Origin of the sequence: Sinorhizobium sp. B11 (genome assembly GCA_039725955.1) — a bacterium.
Taxonomy (GTDB): domain Bacteria; phylum Pseudomonadota; class Alphaproteobacteria; order Rhizobiales; family Rhizobiaceae; genus Rhizobium.
Genome location: CP091034.1, coordinates 1,968,045 through 1,985,365 on the forward strand (window position 1 = coordinate 1,968,045; position 17,321 = coordinate 1,985,365).

Here is a 17,321-nt window from a genome sequence, read left to right on the forward strand (position 1 = left end):
AACCTATATCGAAAATCCGGGGTATCGCGTGAATTCGCGATCCCCCGGGAATTCTGGCGTCACATGGCTTCGCGGCTGATCAGCTTGCGGTAAAGATGCCAGGTCGCATGGCCGAGGATGGGGATGACGAGTGCAAGGCCGATGAAGAGCGGGATCGTGCCGATGACGAGTGCCACGGCTACGATCAGGCCCCAGAGCAGCACTGGTATCGGATTAATGAAGGTTGCCCGGACCGAAGCGACCATCGCAGCCACTGCCCCGCAATCCCTGTCGAGCAGCATCGGGAAGGTAACGACGGTGATCGCCAGAACGACGAGGGCAAAGCCGAGGCCGACCAGATTGCCCCACAGGATCAGCTGCATGCCTTCCGGCGTACCGAATACCTGCTGAACGAAGAGCGACATGGAGCGCGGGAAGACTTCTCCGAGGAGGTTTGCGTAGATGGTCTGCGCCGTGACCAGCCAGACGGTGAACATCCCAAACAGCAGGAGGCCGACGGCGATGATCGACGGCAGAGCCGGCGAATGGCGCACGTCGAGTGCATGTGTCCAGGAGGAATCGAGCCCGGCCTCGCGCCGGCGGCTGATTTCGTAGAGGCCGATCGCGGCTATTGGCCCGATCAGCACGAAGCCCGACATCAGCGGAAAGATCATCGGCGCGAGATTGGCGCCCGAACTCAGCATCGTCAGGAAGATGCCGGCGATCGGATACATGAGACACAGGAAAACGTAGTGCGAAGGCTTCTCGCGGAAATCCTCGAAACCGAGCCTGAGCGCGTCGAAGACGTCGGCAATGCTGATCCTGTTAACCACGGGCCGTGCGAAGTTCTCACCGGCACCCGTCATGACATGAAATGTCGTCATGGCTTTCTCCTCCTCAGCCAAGATGAGCCGGAGGCGAATGTGGCGGCACAAAGCGGGCCGACACGAGAACGCAACCGGCATGCAGCCACCATAGCAAATTTCTTGAGCTAAGTCGCTCTTTCCCTTGACATCGCGGTCAAGCTTTCTCACATCGGCGACATTATGAGAGCTTCAGACGCAGATATCCTCATCATTCCCGGCTACACCAACTCCGGTCCCGACCATTGGCAGAGCCGCTGGGAGGCAAAATTGAGCACCGCGCGCCGCGTCGAGCAGGCGGAATGGTCCAAGCCCGTGCGCGAGGACTGGAGCGTCCGCATTGCCGAAGCGGTCAATGCTTCCACTCGCCCCGTGGTACTCGTTGCCCATTCCCTCGGCGTGCCCTCGGTGATCCACGCAATCCCGATGTTTCAGAAGCGCGTTGCCGGCGCCTTCTTCGTGGCGCCGCCCGATGTCGCCAATCCCGATATTCGTCCGAAGCATCTCATGACCTTCGGTCCCTACCCGCGCGATCCGCTGCCCTTCCCCTCGATCACTGTCGCCAGCCGCAACGATCCTTTCGGCACTTACGAGCATGCCGATGATATCGCAAATAGCTGGGGTTCCTTCCTGGTGGATGCCGGCGAGTCCGGCCACATCAATGCCGAATCCGGTCACGGCCCCTGGCCGGAAGGCACGATGGTCTTTGCCCAGTTTCTGAGCCGCCTGCCCGGCTGAGGAAGCCAAAAAATCCGGCATTTCCAGTGAATTAAGCGATCGCTTTCTAAGCATTTCTTAATGGAAAGACCGCAGACTGCGCTGACGCCAGAAAAGCGAGAGCGCGCCCCGTGAAGCAAAGCCATCCGCCCAAGACCGCCGCCGATGTCAATCGCGACGAGCAGGCTGCTGACGGGTTCGCAAGCTACACCGACGATTCAGATATCAACGAGCGCGAAAGCCGATGGAACTACGCGCTCGTCGGTTCCGGCCTCGGCGTCTGGGACCACAATTACCGTCTCGACAAGAAATACTATTCGCAGACCTGGAAGAGTATTCGCGGCATGGCCCCTGACGAGGAGGCCGACGGCGAGTACGAAGCCTGGCTGCAACTCGTCCATCCCGACGATCGCGATTTTGTCGTCGACGCCATCGAGCGCCAGAATGCCGGTGATGCGGACTATCATGTCTTCGAGTATCGCGAACGCCACAAGGACGGCCACTGGGTCTGGATCGAGTGCCGCGGTGCGCCGGTCGAATGGGATGAGAACGGCACAGCCCAGCGCGTCGTCGGCACGGATACCGACATCACCGCACGCAAGGAAACGCAGGAGATGCTGGCGCAGCTCTCCCGCCGCCTCGACCTTGCTTTGCAGATCAGCGACATCGGCGTTTTCGAGGCCGACATCGACAACGGGACCGTCGAATGGGACGAGCGTCTCATTGCCATCTACGGCCTGAAGGGCATCGATCATCTCTCGGCCGTAACTGCATGGCCTGACGCAATCCACCCCGAGGATCGCGAGCGCGTGCTTGGCACTGTCGAGCGCCATGTCCGCGACCAGACCGGCTTCAATCACGAATTCCGAATCATCAGGGGTGACGGTGCCTTGCGCATCATTCGCGCCCGTGGTGCCTTCTTCGTCGACGGCAATGGCTGCCGCAAGCTGATCGGCGCCAATTGGGACGTCACGGAAGAAGTGGCGCTGCGCAACGAGTTGCGGCGCGCCAAGGATCTTGCCGAAGCCCGCAACCGTGAACTCGAAGCCGCCAAGGAAAGCATCGAGCATCTGGCGTTCCACGACTATCTGACCGGCCTGCCGAACCGCCGCTATCTCGACAAGATGCTGGAGGAACGCTCCGCCCATTGTCGCGAGGAAGGTCTGGCGCTTGCCGTCCTTCATATCGATCTCGACCGCTTCAAGCAGATCAACGACACGCTCGGCCACCGCGCCGGCGATCATATGCTGAAACACGCCGCCAAGGTGCTGCGCGACTCCATTCGTGCCACCGACTTCGTCGCCCGCATCGGTGGTGATGAATTCGTCGTTCTCTGCATCGTCGACACCGCGTCCAAGAAGATCGCCACCGTCGCCGAGCGCATCATCCGCGAGCTGCGCAAGCCCATCAAATACGAGGGACATGATTGCCGCTTCGGTGCCAGCATCGGCATCGCCATCGACAGCGGCCCGAAGCTCGATGAGAAACAGCTCCTGCTCAACGCAGATATCGCCCTCTACCGGGCGAAAGGCTCCGGCCGTAATCGCCACGAATTCTTCTCCAATGCAGCGCGCCGCACGATCCTGACGGCCAAGCGCCTGGCCGATGAAATCCTGATCGGCCTGGAGCGCAACGAATTCGTGCCCTTTTACCAGCCGCAGTTCGATGCCCGCACGCTCGATATCGCGGGTATCGAGACGCTGGCCCGCTGGCAGCATCCCGAACATGGCCTGCTCGCCCCTGATCGCTTCCTCGACATTGCCGAAGACCTTGACGTCGTCTCCATCATCGATGCGCTCATCCTGGAACAGGCAATAGCCGACCGGAAAACCTGGATCCGCGAAGGCTTCGCCATTCCCCGCATCTCCGTCAATGTCTCCGGCCGGAGACTGTCCGATCCGCAGCTCGGCAAGAAGCTGCGTTCCCTCAAGATTGAGCCCGGCACGGTCTCCTTCGAACTGCTGGAATCGATCTCGCTCGATGATTGCGACGAGGCAGTTACCGCCAATCTCAAGAAGCTGAAGAAGCTCGGTATCGATATCGAGGTCGATGATTTCGGCACCGGCCATGCCTCGATCGTCAGTCTGCTGCGGTTGAGCCCGAAAACACTGAAGATCGACCGCGAACTCATCAGCCGGCTGCCGCAATCGGCCGAACAGCGCAAGCTTGTGCGCTCGATCATCGACATCGGCCGCTCGCTGAATATTCTCGTTACCGCAGAAGGCGTCGAGACGGCCGATCACGTTCGCATCCTGCAGGAGCTCGGCTGCGACATGCTGCAGGGCTATGCCCTCGCCCGGCCGATGTCCGGCCTGCAGATTCCGGCTTTCATCCGTGGCGAAAGCTGGCGGCGGTCGGAGGGGGAAGCGCGCGCGCTGCAGAGGGATCTGCGCCGGTCGGTCGATCGGCCCGGCTCCAAGACGGCCTCCAGATAAAGCCCTGTATAAACCCTCCGAGATTTTGCCTTCATTCCACCGTAAAGAAAAAGGCGGTAGTCTCCTCCTGGCAAGATTTCGATTCTCTTTGCGGTTTTCCCGCCCAAGGCCGGAAACCGGGGAAGGAGTGACAGGCGGATTGTGAAACTCTCTCTTTTCCTTTAAGGGGACGCCACGAGATCGATCCACGCGCACTATCCCAAGAGCGCCAACAGTTAGAGAATAACCACAATGAACCGTCGCCGCCGTATCTACGAGGGCAAGGCAAAGATTCTGTATGAGGGACCTGAACCGGGCACGCTGATCCAGTTCTTCAAGGACGATGCCACTGCTTTCAACAAGAAGAAACACGAAGTCATTGATGGCAAGGGCGTCCTCAACAACCGTATTTCTGAATATATCTTCAGCCATCTGAACAAGATCGGCATTCCCACGCACTTCATCCGCCGGCTCAACATGCGTGAGCAGCTGATCAAGGAAGTGGAGATGATCCCGCTCGAGATCGTCGTGCGCAACGTTGCCGCCGGCTCGCTCGCCAAGCGTCTCGGCATCGAGGAAGGCGTGGTCCTGCCGCGTTCGATCATCGAATTCTATTACAAGTCGGATGCGCTCGAGGACCCGATGGTCTCCGAAGAGCACATCACCGCCTTCGGCTGGGCCAATCCGGCTGAGCTCGACGACATCATGGCGCTCGCCATCCGCGTCAACGACTTCATGACCGGCCTCTTCCTCGGCGTCGGCATCCAGCTCGTCGATTTCAAGATCGAATGCGGCCGCCTCTTCGAAGGCGACATGATGCGCATCATCCTGGCTGACGAAATCTCGCCGGACAGCTGCCGCCTATGGGATATCGAGACACACAAGAAGATGGACAAGGACCTGTTCCGCCGCGATATGGGCGGTCTGCTGGAAGCCTATTCCGAAGTTGCCCGCCGTCTCGGCATCATCAATGAAAACGAGCCCGTGCGCGGCACAGGCCCCGTTCTGGTCAAGTAAGTAAAAGCAGGGAAAAACACGTGATCAAGGCTCGCGTCACCGTCACGCTGAAAAACGGCGTTCTCGATCCTCAGGGCAAGGCCATCGAAGGCGCGCTCGGCGCCCTCGGTTTCGGCGGCGTCGGCCATGTCCGCCAGGGCAAGGTTTTCGACCTCGAGCTCGAAGGCACCGACAAGGCCAAGGCTGAGGCGGATCTCAAGGCCATGTGCGAAAAGCTGCTCGCAAACACGGTCATCGAGAATTACGCGATCGCGATCGACTGACGATCATAGGCCCGCCGCATGGGCGGGCCTTCAGGATGAAGCGTCATGCAGGCAAAGCTGGAGACGGAAGTCTCGAAATTCATGAGCTATGTTTTGCGCCATGCGCCGGAAGCCGCAAACCTGACGCTCGATGCCGAAGGATGGGTATCCTTCGATGATTTCGAAAAGGCGGTGACATCGAAATATGATGTCACCCGCGACGATATTATCGGGATCATCGAAAACAGCTCGAAGAAGCGCTTTGCGCTGGTCGATAACAGAATTCGCGCCAATCAGGGCCATAGTCTCGAAGTCGATCTGGCATTGAAGGCGGTCGAGCCGCCCGCAATACTCTTTCACGGCACGTCGCTGCTGAACTGGCCGCTGATCGAGCGCGAAGGCCTGAAGAAGATGGAACGGCATCACGTCCATCTCTCTGCGGATGCGCAGACGGCGAAGGTCGTCGCAACGCGCCGCAAGGGCGACCATATAATCCTGCGTGTAGACGCAGCCCGCATGTTTTCAGAGGGGCATTCTTTCTTTGTCTCGGACAATGGAGTATGGCTCGCCGAAAGCGTTCCAGTTCAATATCTTTCGCCAAATGCGGGGACCTTATGAAATCAGCCGTCGTTCAACTTCCGGGCCTCAATCGCGATCGTGACATGATCGCCGCTCTCACCAAGATCTCCGGGCACCAGCCGGTGACGATCTGGCAGACGGAGACGGAAATCCCTGACGTCGACCTGATCGTCATTCCCGGCGGATTCTCCTACGGCGACTATCTGCGTTGCGGCGCCATTGCTGCCCGCATGCCGGTCATGCAGGCAATCATCGAGAAGGCGAACAAGGGTGTGAAAGTGCTGGGCGTCTGCAACGGCTTCCAGATCCTCGTCGAGGCCGGCCTGTTGCCGGGCGCGTTGATGCGTAACGCCTCGCTGAAATTCGTCTGCCGCGAGATCAAGCTGGAAGTCGTCAATGCCGAGACGGATTTCTCCCGTGCCTATGCAAAGGGCCAGATCATCCGCTGCCCCGTCGCCCATCACGACGGCAACTATTTTGCCGATACGGAAACGCTCGCTGCCATCGAAGGTAACGGCCAGGTCGTTTTCCGCTATGCCGAAGGCACCAACCCGAACGGCTCGGTCAACGATATCGCCGGCGTCATGAATGCAAAGGGCAATGTTCTCGGCATGATGCCGCATCCGGAAAATCTCATCGAAGCCGCCCATGGCGGTTCGGATGGCCGCGGCCTCTTTGCCTCGGCGCTCGACGTCATCGCCGCCTGATTTCTGCCGAAGAGCAAGATAGATGCGCCCTCGCCTTTTCGCAGTCGTCACTAACGCCGCTGCCTTTGCCGCCCTTGCTGCGCTCGTCGCTGCCTGCCAGTCCTCGACACCTGTAAAGGGGCCGGACCGGAGTGCGTTGTCGACCATGGAGCGTGTGGCGCTCGGCGCCAATAGCTGCTGGTTCAAGTCGGGCGACGCAGCTTTCGCCGCTTACAGGCTCGCACCGGAACTCAATTCCTTCTCCGGCCGCCCGCGCATCCTCGTGGTGCACAAGGGCAGCCCGGAAAGCCGGCCGCTGCTCGTGGTGCAGGCCGAAGGCAATCCGGCCAAGATGCAGGCTTTCGGTCCGATGATGTCCGAGCCGGTCGCCGGCCGCATCGCTGCCGATGTCACCCGCTGGTCGGGCGGCAACCGTGCCTGCAGCTAGAGCAATTCAGCAAAATCGCGCAGCGGTTTTGCGCCCGGTATTGCTTGAAATGATGGATGGAGCATTTCCCGTTTTCGAGAAAAGGGAAATGCTTCAGCCTTGATCCCAGAAGAACGACTTGCTGACCTCGCGTGCGGCATCGGAGTGCGACAGGCCGATATCCTTGAGCTGATCCGCCGTCAGTCCGCGTAGCGCCCGGCGTCCCTCCCGCTTCTGGCGCCACAGAAGCAAGCTTGCCCACAAGCGGCCGAGCTGAGTCGTGGCCGGCGCCTGCCTCGGGAGGACAATTTCGTGCGGGCTATCGATAGAGACAATCGATACAATATCGCTCTTCATTTGAGGTACAACGGACATCCCTTGCTCCTGTCGTTTCCGTCTTCGTGATTGTCACATAGTCTTGACAGTGTGAGGGTGACAATCTATTCATTGTCACCATGACAAATTGGCTCCCAGATCTCTCGCAGGGCTCCGGCCCGGTCTATATGCGGCTCGCGGACAATATCGAATCCGCCATTGCTTCCGGTGCGTTGCCGGCAGGCAGCAAGCTGCCGCCGCAGCGAAATCTTGCCTATGACATCGGGGTGACAATCGGAACAATCGGTCGTGCCTATGCGCTAGTCCATGAGCGCGGTCTCGTCGCCGGCGAAGTTGGCCGCGGCACCTATGTCCTCGACCGCGCCGATACACCGCCGAGCGAACAGGTGGATCCCGTTACACTTTCGCTGAGTGGCACCCGCATTGCGGATGCTCCGGCGAACAAGCTTCGCTTCGACACGACCGCCGCCCCCGATCTCGGTCAGGGCAAGATCATCGCCGGCATCATGGCAGAGATCGGCGAGCAGCATCTGGCGGAAATCTCCTCCTATTCGCGCAGCTTCCCGCGCAACTGGTTCGAAGCCGGCCGCCTGTGGCTGGCCCGTGCCGGCTGGTCGCCGGACGTCGAAAACGTTGTTCCGACGCTCGGCGCGCATGCAGCCGCCATATCGGTCATAGCCGCCGTGTCTGCGCCCGGTGACAAGATCGTCTTCGAGAACCTCACCTATACGCAGGTCAGCCGCAGCGTCCGCCTCCTCGGCCGGCGCACGCTGACGGTGGAGTCGGATGAGAACGGTGTCATTCCCGAGGATTTCGAGCGGCTTTGCCTACAGCAGCATCCGAAGCTGATCTTCCTGATGCCGACGGTCCACAATCCGACGCTTGCCATCATGCCCTACGAACGGCGCGTCGCCATTGCCGATATCGCCAGGCGGCATGGTGTATGGATCATCGAGGATGATCTCTATGGCGGCATGGCCAATGACGCTACGCCGTTGCTCGCGGCAATCGCGCCCGATCGCACTTTCCTGGTCAACGGCCTGTCGAAGTCGGTTGCCGCCGGCGTGCGTGGCGGCTGGGTCGCCTGCCCGCCGCATTTCGCCCAGCGCATCAAGGTCACCCACAAGATGGTCACGGGCGGCCTGCCCTTCATCCTGGCCGAAACATGCGCGCGGCTGATCCAGAGCGGCAAGGCGCACGAGATCCGCAATGCAAGCGTTGCAGAGCTGTCAGTCCGTGTGAAGCTTGCGCGCGAGCAGTTGCAGGGTTTCGAGTTCGAATCCCATCCGCATGCGCCCTTCCTGTGGCTGAAACTTCCCGAGCCCTGGATGTCCGGCACGTTCAAGAACGCCGCCTACCGGGATGGCGTTCTGGTGGACGACGAGGATGAGTTCAAGGCGGCCCGTGGAGAGAAGGTCTATCATCGCGTGCGCATCGGAATCTCCTCGCCGAAGGATAGAAACGAGATGTTGTCAGGGCTTATGATATTGAAACGTCTACTGGAAAACGGCGGCTCCGCCTATGATGGGGAAATCTGACCTGTTGCAATTTGGTGTCAGGGCCGTGGAAACGACCGTAACTGGAACACCCGCGCTTTACCGCTGATACCCGGATGTTACCTCTGTCCCATTCCGCTGTTTAAGCGGGAATCAAAGGACAGCAGATGAAATCCGATTTCCGTTCATGCCTGCTACGCCTGTCGAGTATCGCGTCAGCCGCAGTTGTTGCCAGCAGCTTGGGAATGTCATCGGCGCATGCCGCAGGCAGGATCTTCGACGAATTGCGCTTCGGCGCCTCCGCCTCCGTTCAAGGTGGCCATTCCCGAGAAGACGGCGTTTTCCCGGAGATTACGGCCCTCTTCGATCCCTTCGGATTTAAGCAGGCCACAGGCTGGAAGCAGCAACTCATGCATCCGCGCGTCCATGTCGGCACGTCGATCGGCACTGAGGGCGAAGCCACGCAGTTTTTTCGCCGGTTTCACCTGGACTGTCGATCTCAGCGACAAGATCTTTGCCGAAGCCGGTTTCGGCGGCGTCATTCATACCGGTGATATCAGGGGCAATGACGACGGTCCGGATCTCGGCTGTCGCGTGCTCTTCCACGAATATCTCGGCGCCGGCTATCGTTTCACCAGCAATTGGAACCTGATGGCGCAGCTTGCGCATTCCTCGAATGCCAATCTCTGCGACGGTCCGAACGACGGCATGACCCGCGCCGGACTGATGGTCGGCTACAAATTCTGATCGGCCGCGACCGTTCACGACATGGCTGCGAATTCTTTGATGCCTGCCCTCTGTTGATGGCAGGCATTTTCCTGTCGCGCGCACTTCCTACATAAGCTAAAGACACGACAAACGCGCTGGGGCATGTCTGTTTTCCGTAAATCACAGGCACGCTCCATCTCTTTGTTTTCACGCAATCCGAATGCAAAACCGCTGCGCACTTTTGCTGGATTGCTCTAGGCAGGGATTTTCGAGAGCTCATGACCATTCCAAACACCATCCAGATCACGCCGGAACTCATCGCTTCCCACGGCCTCAAGCCGGATGAATACCAGCGCATTCTGGATCTGATCGGCCGCGAACCGAGTTTTACCGAGCTTGGCATCTTCTCGGCCATGTGGAACGAGCACTGCTCCTACAAATCCTCCAAGAAGTGGCTGCGCACCCTGCCGACCAAGGGACCGCGCGTCATCCAGGGACCCGGCGAAAATGCTGGTGTCGTCGATATCGACGACGGCGACTGCGTCGTCTTCAAGATGGAGAGCCACAACCACCCCTCCTATATCGAGCCCTATCAGGGTGCTGCGACCGGTGTCGGCGGCATCCTGCGCGACGTCTTCACCATGGGCGCGCGCCCGATCGCTGCCATGAACGCGCTGCGTTTCGGCGAACCGGATCATCCCAAGACCCGCCATCTCGTCGCCGGCGTCGTTGCTGGTGTCGGCGGCTACGGCAATTCTTTCGGCGTGCCGACGGTCGGCGGTGAAGTGGAATTCGACGCCCGCTATAACGGCAACATCCTCGTCAATGCCTTTGCCGCCGGTCTCGCAAAGTCCAACGCGATCTTCCTGTCGGAAGCCAAGGGTGTGGGCCTGCCCGTCGTTTATCTCGGCGCCAAGACCGGCCGCGACGGTGTCGGCGGCGCTACCATGGCTTCGGCCGAATTCGACGAGTCGATCGAGGAAAAGCGCCCCACCGTTCAGGTCGGCGACCCCTTCACCGAAAAGTGCCTTCTCGAAGCCTGCCTCGAACTGATGAAGACCGGCGCCGTCATCGCCATCCAGGACATGGGTGCCGCCGGCCTCACCTGCTCGGCCGTCGAAATGGGCGCCAAGGGCGACCTCGGTATCCTGCTCGAACTCGACAAGGTGCCGGTGCGCGAAGAGCGCATGACCGCCTACGAGATGATGCTGTCGGAAAGCCAGGAGCGTATGCTCATGGTGCTGCAGCCGGAAAAGGAAGAGGAAGCCAAGGCGATTTTCGTCAAGTGGGGCCTCGATTTTGCGATCGTCGGCAAGACCACGGATGATCTGCGTTTCCGCGTCATGCATCAGGGCGAGGAAGTCGCGAACCTGCCGATCAAGGAACTTGGCGATCAGGCGCCGGAATATGACCGCCCGTGGCGCGAATCCGACAAGCGCGCGCCCCTGCCCGCCAACCTCATCGCCGCCCCCGGGAATTACAACGAAGCGCTGCTGCAACTCGTCGGTTCCGCCAACCAGTCCAGCCGCCGCTGGGTCTACGAACAGTATGACACGCTTATCCAGGGCAATTCGCTGCAGCTCCCTGGCGGCGACGCCGGTGTCGTGCGCGTCGAGGGTCATCCGCTGAAGGCGCTGGCCTTCTCCTCCGACGTCACCCCACGCTACGTCGAGGCCGATCCGTTCGAAGGCGGCAAGCAGGCCGTGGCTGAATGCTGGCGCAACATTACCGCAACCGGCGCCCTGCCGCTGGCGGCCACCGACAACCTCAATTTCGGCAATCCCGAAAAGCCCGAAATCATGGGTCAGTTCGTCGGCGCCGTGAAGGGCATCGGCGAAGCCTGCCGTGCACTCGATTTCCCGATCGTCTCCGGTAACGTCTCGCTCTATAACGAGACCAATGGTGTCGCGATCCTCCCGACCCCGACCATTGCCGGCGTCGGTCTGATGCCCGACTGGCGGAAGATGGCCCGCATCGGCAGCGCTGCCGAAGGCGACAAGGTTGTTCTTATCGGCACAGACGGCAGCCATCTCGGCCAGTCGATCTATCTGCGCGATATCGTCGGCAGCACCGAAGGTCCGGCTCCCGAAGTCGATCTCTTCGCTGAACGCCGCAACGGCGATTTCGTCCGCTCGGTTATCCGCAATGGCCAGGCGACCGCCTGCCACGATATTTCCTCAGGCGGCCTCGTGCTGGCGCTCGCTGAAATGGCGATGGCCTCGGGCAAGGGCCTCGACATCAGCCTCAGCGAAGGCAAGGGTGCGGCCCATGCCCTGCTCTTCGGCGAGGATCAGGCGCGTTACGTTCTGACGGTTCCTGGTGATGTCGCCGATTTCGTCTGTGCCAATGCAGAAGGCGCCGGCGTGCCCTTCCGCCGCCTCGGCACCGTCAAGGGCGATGCCCTCGTCGTCGACGATCTGATTGCACTGCCGATTCAGCAATTGCGCGATGCACATGAATCGTGGTTCCCTGATTTCATGGATGGCCGCGGCGAGCTTGTCGCTGCGGAATAATGTGCAAGGAGTAACGATCATGGCCATGAAACCCGGTGACATCGAAGACATGATCAAGGCCGGGATTCCCGGTGCCAAGGTAACGATCCGCGATCTGGCGGGTGACGGCGATCATTACGCTGCCGAAGTCGTCGCGGAAGCCTTTCGCGGCAAGAGCCGCGTACAGCAGCACCAGATGGTCTATGAGGCGCTGAAGGGCAATATGGGCGGTGTCCTGCATGCCCTCGCCCTGCAAACCTCGGCGCCGGATTGAAATTCTGGCTTCGGCCGACTGAAGATCTGAAATGAACAGACCCGGCTGGAAGGCTTCTTCCGCCGGGTCTCTTTGTTTTGAAACGGAAGCGATCGATTCGAAAGTACGCGTCTTCGCCCTTTCTTTGCTGAGCTCTCAGGCCGGCAGCTTGTCCTGCTCGGGATCGGCAAAGACCGATGCCGGCATTGGGCCAGCGGTCAGCAGCGTGAAATCGAAGGAGGATTTTTTGTCCGGACCCAGCACATACTGGCGATGAACGCGTAACTGATCCTTGCGGATCTTCTTGTAGTGCTCCGGCGTCAGCATCTGCCGCACGCGGATATGGATCATGCGCGCCTGCGGCGCGTCCGGATGGCCGGACACGCTGACGACAGGCACCTTGTAGAAATTGATCGAGTCCGTCAGGCACTGCACATCGAGCCAGAAAATATCCGGGCACCGCGCAATCAGCCCGACGCGCGAGCGCAGGAGTGTAGCAGACGACATCAGCGCGCATTGCAGGATCGCACAGCCGAGTGTCGCAAAGACCACGCGTTTCCCCTTGAAGACATCCGGCTCCCGCTCCAGCAGAATGCCGACGACATGGGCCGCAACGCTGGAGCCCATGCTGTGCGAGGAGATGACATATTCATCGGCCTCTTCGTTGAGTGCTGCCCGCATCGATGTCGCGCATTGTTCGAGCCAGTCGTTGAAAACAGGCTTGTCCATGCGTGCGAGCGCCACGGCCATCTCCCAGTCAGCAAAAAGATGCAGCGTGTGGAAGCGCTCCGAGAACGGCAGGAAGCCGAAGATGAAGAAGATGGCCGCGAGCGGCGCGCTCCAGCCGATGTGCCAGACGGGAAGTCCGAGCAAATATTGCAGCGTCAGGATCTGCAGCGTGACGACGATTGCGAGAGCCGTCAGCAGGAAGGGAAAGATGAAGAAGAGGCCAAAGCGCCAGGCATGCCGGAAATAGCCGGCCATGCCGCCCTCGCGCACAACCTGCCAGAAGCTTGCAAAGCCCGCCGCGATGCGGCTTGCCGTATTGCCGGCGCGCAACCGCTGCACCAGCTCGTCATGGTCGAAGACATGGACGCGGGTCTGCGTCTGCCAGCCATCGGCGCGGGTGCCGACATCGAAGGAAACATAGGGACCGGCATCGGCAGTACCCGTCTCGATGTTATAGCCCCAGACGGATGCGCTTTGCCTTGCGGTACGCTCATACCGCGCCCGGTGCGCTGCGCCATCAAGTGGTTCAAATCCGGGGAAATGCAGCACAACCCGCTTGTCGATGAGTTTCATAGTCTTTTTCTTCTTTCCGGCGGGTTGAGTGCGCCGTTGCCAGGATGACGGGTTCGCCTGAAAATACGGCGAAAAACCGGATAAAACCGTCGAGCCGTCTTGCTAAGCGAACTCTTCCGGAATTCAATAGGGGCAGCTGCGTTTCGGCAGGGTCGAGGGGGATTTTGTGGGCAATCTCGTGAATGAACTGGTGTCAGGCGTCGTCAATAGCGTACTGAAGGAAATCCTGAAGAAGACAACGGGCCGTACCACCACAACCAAGCGCAAGCGCCGCAAGGCAGCGTCTGCAACGGCGAGCCGCACCACCCGCAAGGCAACGCCGGTGAGTCGCAAGCCTGCTCGCAAGCAGGTCAGCAAGCGCCGCACGGCAGCAGGCCGCAGCAGGCAGCGCCGCGCCTAGAGCCTTTTCCACCGATACCGAGATTGAGCCGATCAAGGTCTATCGCAACGAGGCGTAACGCATAGGCAACAACCTGTGCCGCTAAGTGTCGCGGATTGGTCTTTTTTTGGTTTTCGCGGGTGGAATTCCGGCTTCCACATGCTATCTAAGGAAAACGATTGAAACGGCGGGCCTTTAACCCGCCTGTTGAAAGGATTAGGTCCCATGAGCGGTATCAACGAATTCATCGAAAACGAGATCAAGAGCAACGACGTCGTCCTCTTCATGAAGGGCACGCCGCAGTTTCCGCAGTGCGGTTTCTCCGGTCAGGTCGTCCAGATCCTCGATTACATCGGTGTCGACTACAAGGGCATCAACGTGCTCGCCGATTCGGAAATCCGCCAGGGCATCAAGGATTACTCCAACTGGCCGACGATCCCCCAGCTCTACGTCAAGGGCGAGTTCATCGGCGGCTGCGACATCGTCCGGGAAATGTTCCAGGCCGGTGAGCTCCAGCAGCACCTCCAGGAAAACGGCGTCACGGTCAAGACCGCCGTCGCCTGATCGGTCACCGGGCGTCCGTCCGGTTTCCAAATCTGTATCTTGAGTTCGAGGCGCTGCGCCAAGCAGCGCCTTGACCTGTTTATGGGAATTTCATTGTGACAGATTCATCACAAGCCATGTCCGCGGGTCGGCTGCCCATGGGCAAGCTGGAATTTATCGCGCTTGCGGCTTTCCTGATGGCAGTCAACTCGCTGGCCATCGATATCATGCTGCCCGCACTGCAGCAGATCGGCTCCAGCCTCGGCGTCGAGAACGAAAATCATCGCCAGTATGTCGTTTCCGCCTATCTTTTCGGTTTCGGACTCGCCCAGCTTTTCTACGGGCCGCTTTCCGATCGCTTCGGCCGCCGTGTTCCGCTGCTGATCGGCCTCGGCATTTACGTCGTTGCCGCCTTCGGCATCGCTGTGGTCCCGACCTTTGCCGGGCTTCTGACGCTGCGCTTCATTCAGGGGCTCGGTTCTGCCGCCACCCGCGTCATTACTATTTCCATCGTCCGCGATGTCTACGGCGGAAGGCAGATGGCGGAAGTCATGTCGCTTATCATGATGGTCTTCATGGTCGTGCCGGTCATTGCGCCGGGCAGCGGCCAGATCATCATGCTCGTCAGCACCTGGCACATGATCTTCGTCTTCATAGGCACCATGGCGACGGCCGTCGGCATCTGGATGTATCTGCGCCTGCCGGAAACGCTGGATCCCGCCAATGTCCGTCCGTTCACGGTCCGCTCGGTGGCGCAGGGCTTTGCGATCTTCTTTTCCAACCGCATCGCCCTCTGTTACACCATTGCCAGCACGATCCTCTTCGGCGCGCTGTTCGGCTTCATCAACTCTGCCCAGCAGATCTATGTCGGCATCTACGGTCTCGGCGTCTACATGCCCGTCGCCTTTGCCGGAGTGGCGCTGTTCATGGCCTTCTCGTCCTTCATCAATTCGCAGCTGGTAGGCCGCTTCGGCATGCGCCGGCTCTCGCACGCATCCCTTCTCGGTTTCTGCGGCTTGAGTTTCATCTGGCTGATGGTGCAGATATCAGGACCGCAGCCGATGCCTTTCCCGATCTTCATCGTCTTCTTCGCGCTGGTGATGTTCCAGTTCGGCTGGATCGGCTCGAACTTCAATTCGCTCGCCATGGAGCCGCTCGGCCATCTCGCCGGCACGGCTTCCTCTGTCATCGGCTTCATGAGCACGATCGGCGGCGCATTGATCGGAGCCATGGTCGGACAGGCCTTTGACGGCACGGCAACGCCGATGATCGCCGGCTACTTCGGCGTCTCGCTGATCGGTATCGTCTTCGTGCTGATCGCAGAAAAGGGCCGGCTGTTCAGGGCGCAGCATGCGCCGCTGTCGAAGGACGCATCACTTTCCAGCTTCAGCGATATCGGGCACTGAGATCAGGCGCCCAATCAGCACTGAAGCTTTCAGACACATCAGGCGGCGGCACATTTTGGTAGGGGTTCGCCGCCCTCCCACACAATATTCGGCCGCTTTCCGGCCGCTCTTCCGTCATTCAGGGGGATACGGATGACTCCGACGCACAAACCGCACACCGAAAACCAGGGTTCTGCCCGCATTGGCATGGGCTTCTTCGAATTCGTGGTGACCATCGCCATCATGACCGCCAGCATTGCCATGGCGATCGACAGCATGCTGCCGGCGTTGCCCAATATCGGCCATTCGCTGGGTGTTACCAGCAACAATGATGCGCAGCTCGTCATCGGCGTCTTCTTCTTGGGCTTCGGCGCATCCCAGATCATATTCGGCAGCCTGTCGGATGCCTTCGGCCGCCGCAACATCCTGCTTGGCGGCCTTGCCTGCTACGTGGTCGGCATGTTTGCCGCTGCGGCCACCGGCAGTTTCGAAATGCTGCTGATCATGCGCTTCGTTCAGGGTATCGGCGGCGCGGCCGTGCGCATCACCACCATGGCGATCGTCCGCGATTGCTTCGGTGGCCGTGAGATGGCCCGCGTCATGTCCTATGTCATGATCGTCTTCATGATCGTGCCGATCGTCGCCCCCTCTGTCGGCCAGCTCATTATCACCTATGCGCATTGGAACTGGATTTTCATCCTGCTCGGCATCGTCGCGACGATTCTCTTCGTCTGGGCGCTCCTGCGCCTGAAGGAATCGCTGCCGCCGGAAGAGCGCATTCCGCTGTCCGTTGGCGCTGTCGCCGATGGCTTCAGGACGGTTCTCACCAACCGCATCACCTGCGGCTACATGATCGGGCTCACCATGTTCACCGGCGTCATCAGCGCCTATGTGATCTCGGTTCAGCAGGTCTTCGGCGAGGTTTATGGCCTCGGCGACTGGCTGCCGATTGCCTTCGCCGCAACGGCAGGCGGCATTGCCGTTGCCAACTTCCTGAACGGCATGCTGGTGCGCACCTTCGGCATGCGCCGCATCTCGCATGCTGCCATGCTGCTTTTCACCATCGTCTCGGCGGTAGGCTTTGTCGCAGCACTTGGCGGCACGCCGTCCTTCGCCTTCTCCTACGCCCTCTTCTCGATCCTGCTGATGATGTTTGCCGTCATCGCCACCAATTTCACCGCGATCAGCCTGGAGCCGATGGGCAATCTCGCCGGCACGGCAACGGCTGTCACCGGTTTCGTGTCGACGACGTTCGGCGCCCTCCTCGGCGGCGGCGTCGGCCAGCTGTTCAACGGCACGGTTCAGCCGCTGTTCGGCGGTTTCGCGCTCTTCGGCGCGGTCACCGTCGTCATGGTTCTCTGGGCGGAAAAGGGCAAGCTGTTCACCCATCCCGGCGACAGCCCGCAACTCGACCCCGGTGCGGTTCACATGTAATGCTGCTTGAGGCCTAAAGCGTGCAGCGATCATTCAGCTTCGCTTGCCACGTTTTAGGCTTTTGTTTTC

17 protein-coding genes and 1 pseudogene are annotated in these 17,321 nt (G+C 60.1%); 15 read left to right on the forward strand and 3 right to left on the reverse strand.

Annotated elements, in window-relative coordinates:
• Positions 1 to 59: 59 nt before the first annotated feature.
• Entirely contained in the window at positions 60 to 863 is an 804-nt protein-coding gene (locus LVY75_19585) for a DUF2189 domain-containing protein (GenBank protein ID XAZ25353.1), read from the reverse strand.
• Between the two features lie 162 nt (positions 864 to 1,025).
• On the opposite strand from LVY75_19585, the gene LVY75_19590 reads away from it, so the two are divergent.
• The 7 genes from LVY75_19590 (at position 1,026) to LVY75_19620 (ending at position 6,945) form a co-directional block, all read left to right on the forward strand.
• Positions 1,026 to 1,580 (forward strand): alpha/beta hydrolase, encoded by a 555-nt coding sequence (locus LVY75_19590; protein ID XAZ25354.1) that lies wholly within the window; start codon positions 1,026 to 1,028, stop codon positions 1,578 to 1,580.
• Positions 1,581 to 1,690: 110 nt separating this feature from the next.
• Positions 1,691 to 3,994: an EAL domain-containing protein gene (locus LVY75_19595; protein XAZ25355.1), complete on the forward strand. Its 2,304-nt coding sequence runs from the start codon at positions 1,691 to 1,693 to the stop codon at positions 3,992 to 3,994.
• A 231-nt stretch (positions 3,995 to 4,225) separates the two neighbouring features.
• A complete protein-coding gene (locus tag LVY75_19600) occupies positions 4,226 to 4,990 on the forward strand; it encodes a phosphoribosylaminoimidazolesuccinocarboxamide synthase (GenBank protein ID XAZ25356.1) in 765 nt (254 codons plus the stop codon).
• Between the two features lie 20 nt (positions 4,991 to 5,010).
• Positions 5,011 to 5,253 carry a phosphoribosylformylglycinamidine synthase subunit PurS gene (gene purS / locus LVY75_19605; GenBank protein XAZ25357.1) on the forward strand — a complete coding sequence of 81 codons (243 nt, stop codon included), beginning with the start codon at positions 5,011 to 5,013 and terminating at the stop codon, positions 5,251 to 5,253.
• A 45-nt stretch (positions 5,254 to 5,298) separates the two neighbouring features.
• Positions 5,299 to 5,850, forward strand: coding sequence for an RNA 2'-phosphotransferase (locus LVY75_19610; protein ID XAZ25358.1), 552 nt, complete (start codon positions 5,299 to 5,301; stop codon positions 5,848 to 5,850).
• Positions 5,847 to 6,518, forward strand: coding sequence for a phosphoribosylformylglycinamidine synthase subunit PurQ (gene purQ, locus LVY75_19615; GenBank protein XAZ25359.1), 672 nt, complete (start codon positions 5,847 to 5,849; stop codon positions 6,516 to 6,518). The genes LVY75_19610 and purQ overlap by 4 nt, the downstream gene beginning before the upstream one ends.
• Positions 6,519 to 6,540: 22 nt before the next feature.
• Positions 6,541 to 6,945, forward strand: a complete 405-nt coding sequence (locus LVY75_19620; protein XAZ25360.1) for a hypothetical protein — start codon at positions 6,541 to 6,543, stop codon at positions 6,943 to 6,945.
• A gap of 93 nt (positions 6,946 to 7,038) precedes the next feature.
• Here LVY75_19620 and LVY75_19625 read toward each other — a convergent pair whose 3' ends face one another.
• The gene (locus LVY75_19625; protein ID XAZ25361.1) at positions 7,039 to 7,299 is read right to left on the reverse strand and encodes a DUF1127 domain-containing protein; all 261 of its coding nucleotides are present in this window, start codon (positions 7,297 to 7,299) and stop codon (positions 7,039 to 7,041) included.
• A gap of 80 nt (positions 7,300 to 7,379) precedes the next feature.
• On the opposite strand from LVY75_19625, the gene LVY75_19630 reads away from it, so the two are divergent.
• The 4 genes and pseudogenes from LVY75_19630 to LVY75_19645 all read left to right on the forward strand — a co-directional run bounded on the left by LVY75_19630 (position 7,380) and on the right by LVY75_19645 (position 12,230).
• Positions 7,380 to 8,798 carry a PLP-dependent aminotransferase family protein gene (locus LVY75_19630; protein XAZ25362.1) on the forward strand — a complete coding sequence of 473 codons (1,419 nt, stop codon included), beginning with the start codon at positions 7,380 to 7,382 and terminating at the stop codon, positions 8,796 to 8,798.
• A gap of 125 nt (positions 8,799 to 8,923) precedes the next feature.
• Positions 8,924 to 9,503: pseudogene (locus LVY75_19635) on the forward strand (acyloxyacyl hydrolase).
• Between the two features lie 239 nt (positions 9,504 to 9,742).
• Positions 9,743 to 11,977, forward strand: a complete 2,235-nt coding sequence (gene purL, locus LVY75_19640) for a phosphoribosylformylglycinamidine synthase subunit PurL (protein ID XAZ25363.1) — start codon at positions 9,743 to 9,745, stop codon at positions 11,975 to 11,977.
• 19 nt (positions 11,978 to 11,996) lie between these two features.
• Entirely contained in the window at positions 11,997 to 12,230 is a 234-nt protein-coding gene (locus tag LVY75_19645) for a BolA family transcriptional regulator (GenBank protein ID XAZ25364.1), read from the forward strand.
• A 135-nt stretch (positions 12,231 to 12,365) separates the two neighbouring features.
• On the opposite strand, the gene LVY75_19650 is transcribed toward LVY75_19645, so the two are convergent.
• Entirely contained in the window at positions 12,366 to 13,511 is a 1,146-nt protein-coding gene (locus tag LVY75_19650) for a hypothetical protein (GenBank protein ID XAZ25365.1), read from the reverse strand.
• Positions 13,512 to 13,677: 166 nt separating this feature from the next.
• Here LVY75_19650 and LVY75_19655 point away from each other — a divergent pair, with 166 nt between their 5' ends.
• The 4 genes from LVY75_19655 to LVY75_19670 all read left to right on the forward strand — a co-directional run bounded on the left by LVY75_19655 (position 13,678) and on the right by LVY75_19670 (position 17,252).
• Complete coding sequence (locus LVY75_19655; protein ID XAZ25366.1) at positions 13,678 to 13,911, forward strand: hypothetical protein; 234 nt, start codon at positions 13,678 to 13,680, stop codon at positions 13,909 to 13,911.
• A gap of 204 nt (positions 13,912 to 14,115) precedes the next feature.
• Complete coding sequence (gene grxD / locus LVY75_19660; GenBank protein XAZ25367.1) at positions 14,116 to 14,454, forward strand: Grx4 family monothiol glutaredoxin; 339 nt, start codon at positions 14,116 to 14,118, stop codon at positions 14,452 to 14,454.
• Between the two features lie 137 nt (positions 14,455 to 14,591).
• Positions 14,592 to 15,839: a multidrug effflux MFS transporter gene (locus LVY75_19665; protein ID XAZ25760.1), complete on the forward strand. Its 1,248-nt coding sequence runs from the start codon at positions 14,592 to 14,594 to the stop codon at positions 15,837 to 15,839.
• Between the two features lie 132 nt (positions 15,840 to 15,971).
• The gene (locus tag LVY75_19670) at positions 15,972 to 17,252 is read left to right on the forward strand and encodes a multidrug effflux MFS transporter (protein ID XAZ25368.1); all 1,281 of its coding nucleotides are present in this window, start codon (positions 15,972 to 15,974) and stop codon (positions 17,250 to 17,252) included.
• The last annotated feature ends 69 nt before the right edge of the window (positions 17,253 to 17,321 follow it).

Excerpts from the sequence above, each read along its gene's own strand:
- LVY75_19590 (XAZ25354.1), top strand. The coding sequence starts at position 1,026 with ATGAGAGCTTCAGACGCAGATATCCTCATCATTCCCGGCTACACCAAC.
- LVY75_19665 (XAZ25760.1), top strand. The coding sequence starts at position 14,592 with ATGGGCAAGCTGGAATTTATCGCGCTTGCGGCTTTCCTGATGGCAGTC.
- purL (XAZ25363.1), top strand. The coding sequence starts at position 9,743 with ATGACCATTCCAAACACCATCCAGATCACGCCGGAACTCATCGCTTCC.
- LVY75_19650 (XAZ25365.1), bottom strand. The coding sequence starts at position 13,511 with ATGAAACTCATCGACAAGCGGGTTGTGCTGCATTTCCCCGGATTTGAA.
- LVY75_19625 (XAZ25361.1), bottom strand. The coding sequence starts at position 7,299 with ATGTCCGTTGTACCTCAAATGAAGAGCGATATTGTATCGATTGTCTCT.
- LVY75_19630 (XAZ25362.1), top strand. The coding sequence starts at position 7,380 with ATGACAAATTGGCTCCCAGATCTCTCGCAGGGCTCCGGCCCGGTCTAT.
- LVY75_19645 (XAZ25364.1), top strand. The coding sequence starts at position 11,997 with ATGGCCATGAAACCCGGTGACATCGAAGACATGATCAAGGCCGGGATT.
- LVY75_19620 (XAZ25360.1), top strand. The coding sequence starts at position 6,541 with ATGCGCCCTCGCCTTTTCGCAGTCGTCACTAACGCCGCTGCCTTTGCC.
- grxD (XAZ25367.1), top strand. The coding sequence starts at position 14,116 with ATGAGCGGTATCAACGAATTCATCGAAAACGAGATCAAGAGCAACGAC.
- LVY75_19610 (XAZ25358.1), top strand. The coding sequence starts at position 5,299 with ATGCAGGCAAAGCTGGAGACGGAAGTCTCGAAATTCATGAGCTATGTT.
- LVY75_19600 (XAZ25356.1), top strand. The coding sequence starts at position 4,226 with ATGAACCGTCGCCGCCGTATCTACGAGGGCAAGGCAAAGATTCTGTAT.
- LVY75_19670 (XAZ25368.1), top strand. The coding sequence starts at position 15,972 with ATGACTCCGACGCACAAACCGCACACCGAAAACCAGGGTTCTGCCCGC.
- purQ (XAZ25359.1), top strand. The coding sequence starts at position 5,847 with ATGAAATCAGCCGTCGTTCAACTTCCGGGCCTCAATCGCGATCGTGAC.
- LVY75_19585 (XAZ25353.1), bottom strand. The coding sequence starts at position 863 with ATGACGACATTTCATGTCATGACGGGTGCCGGTGAGAACTTCGCACGG.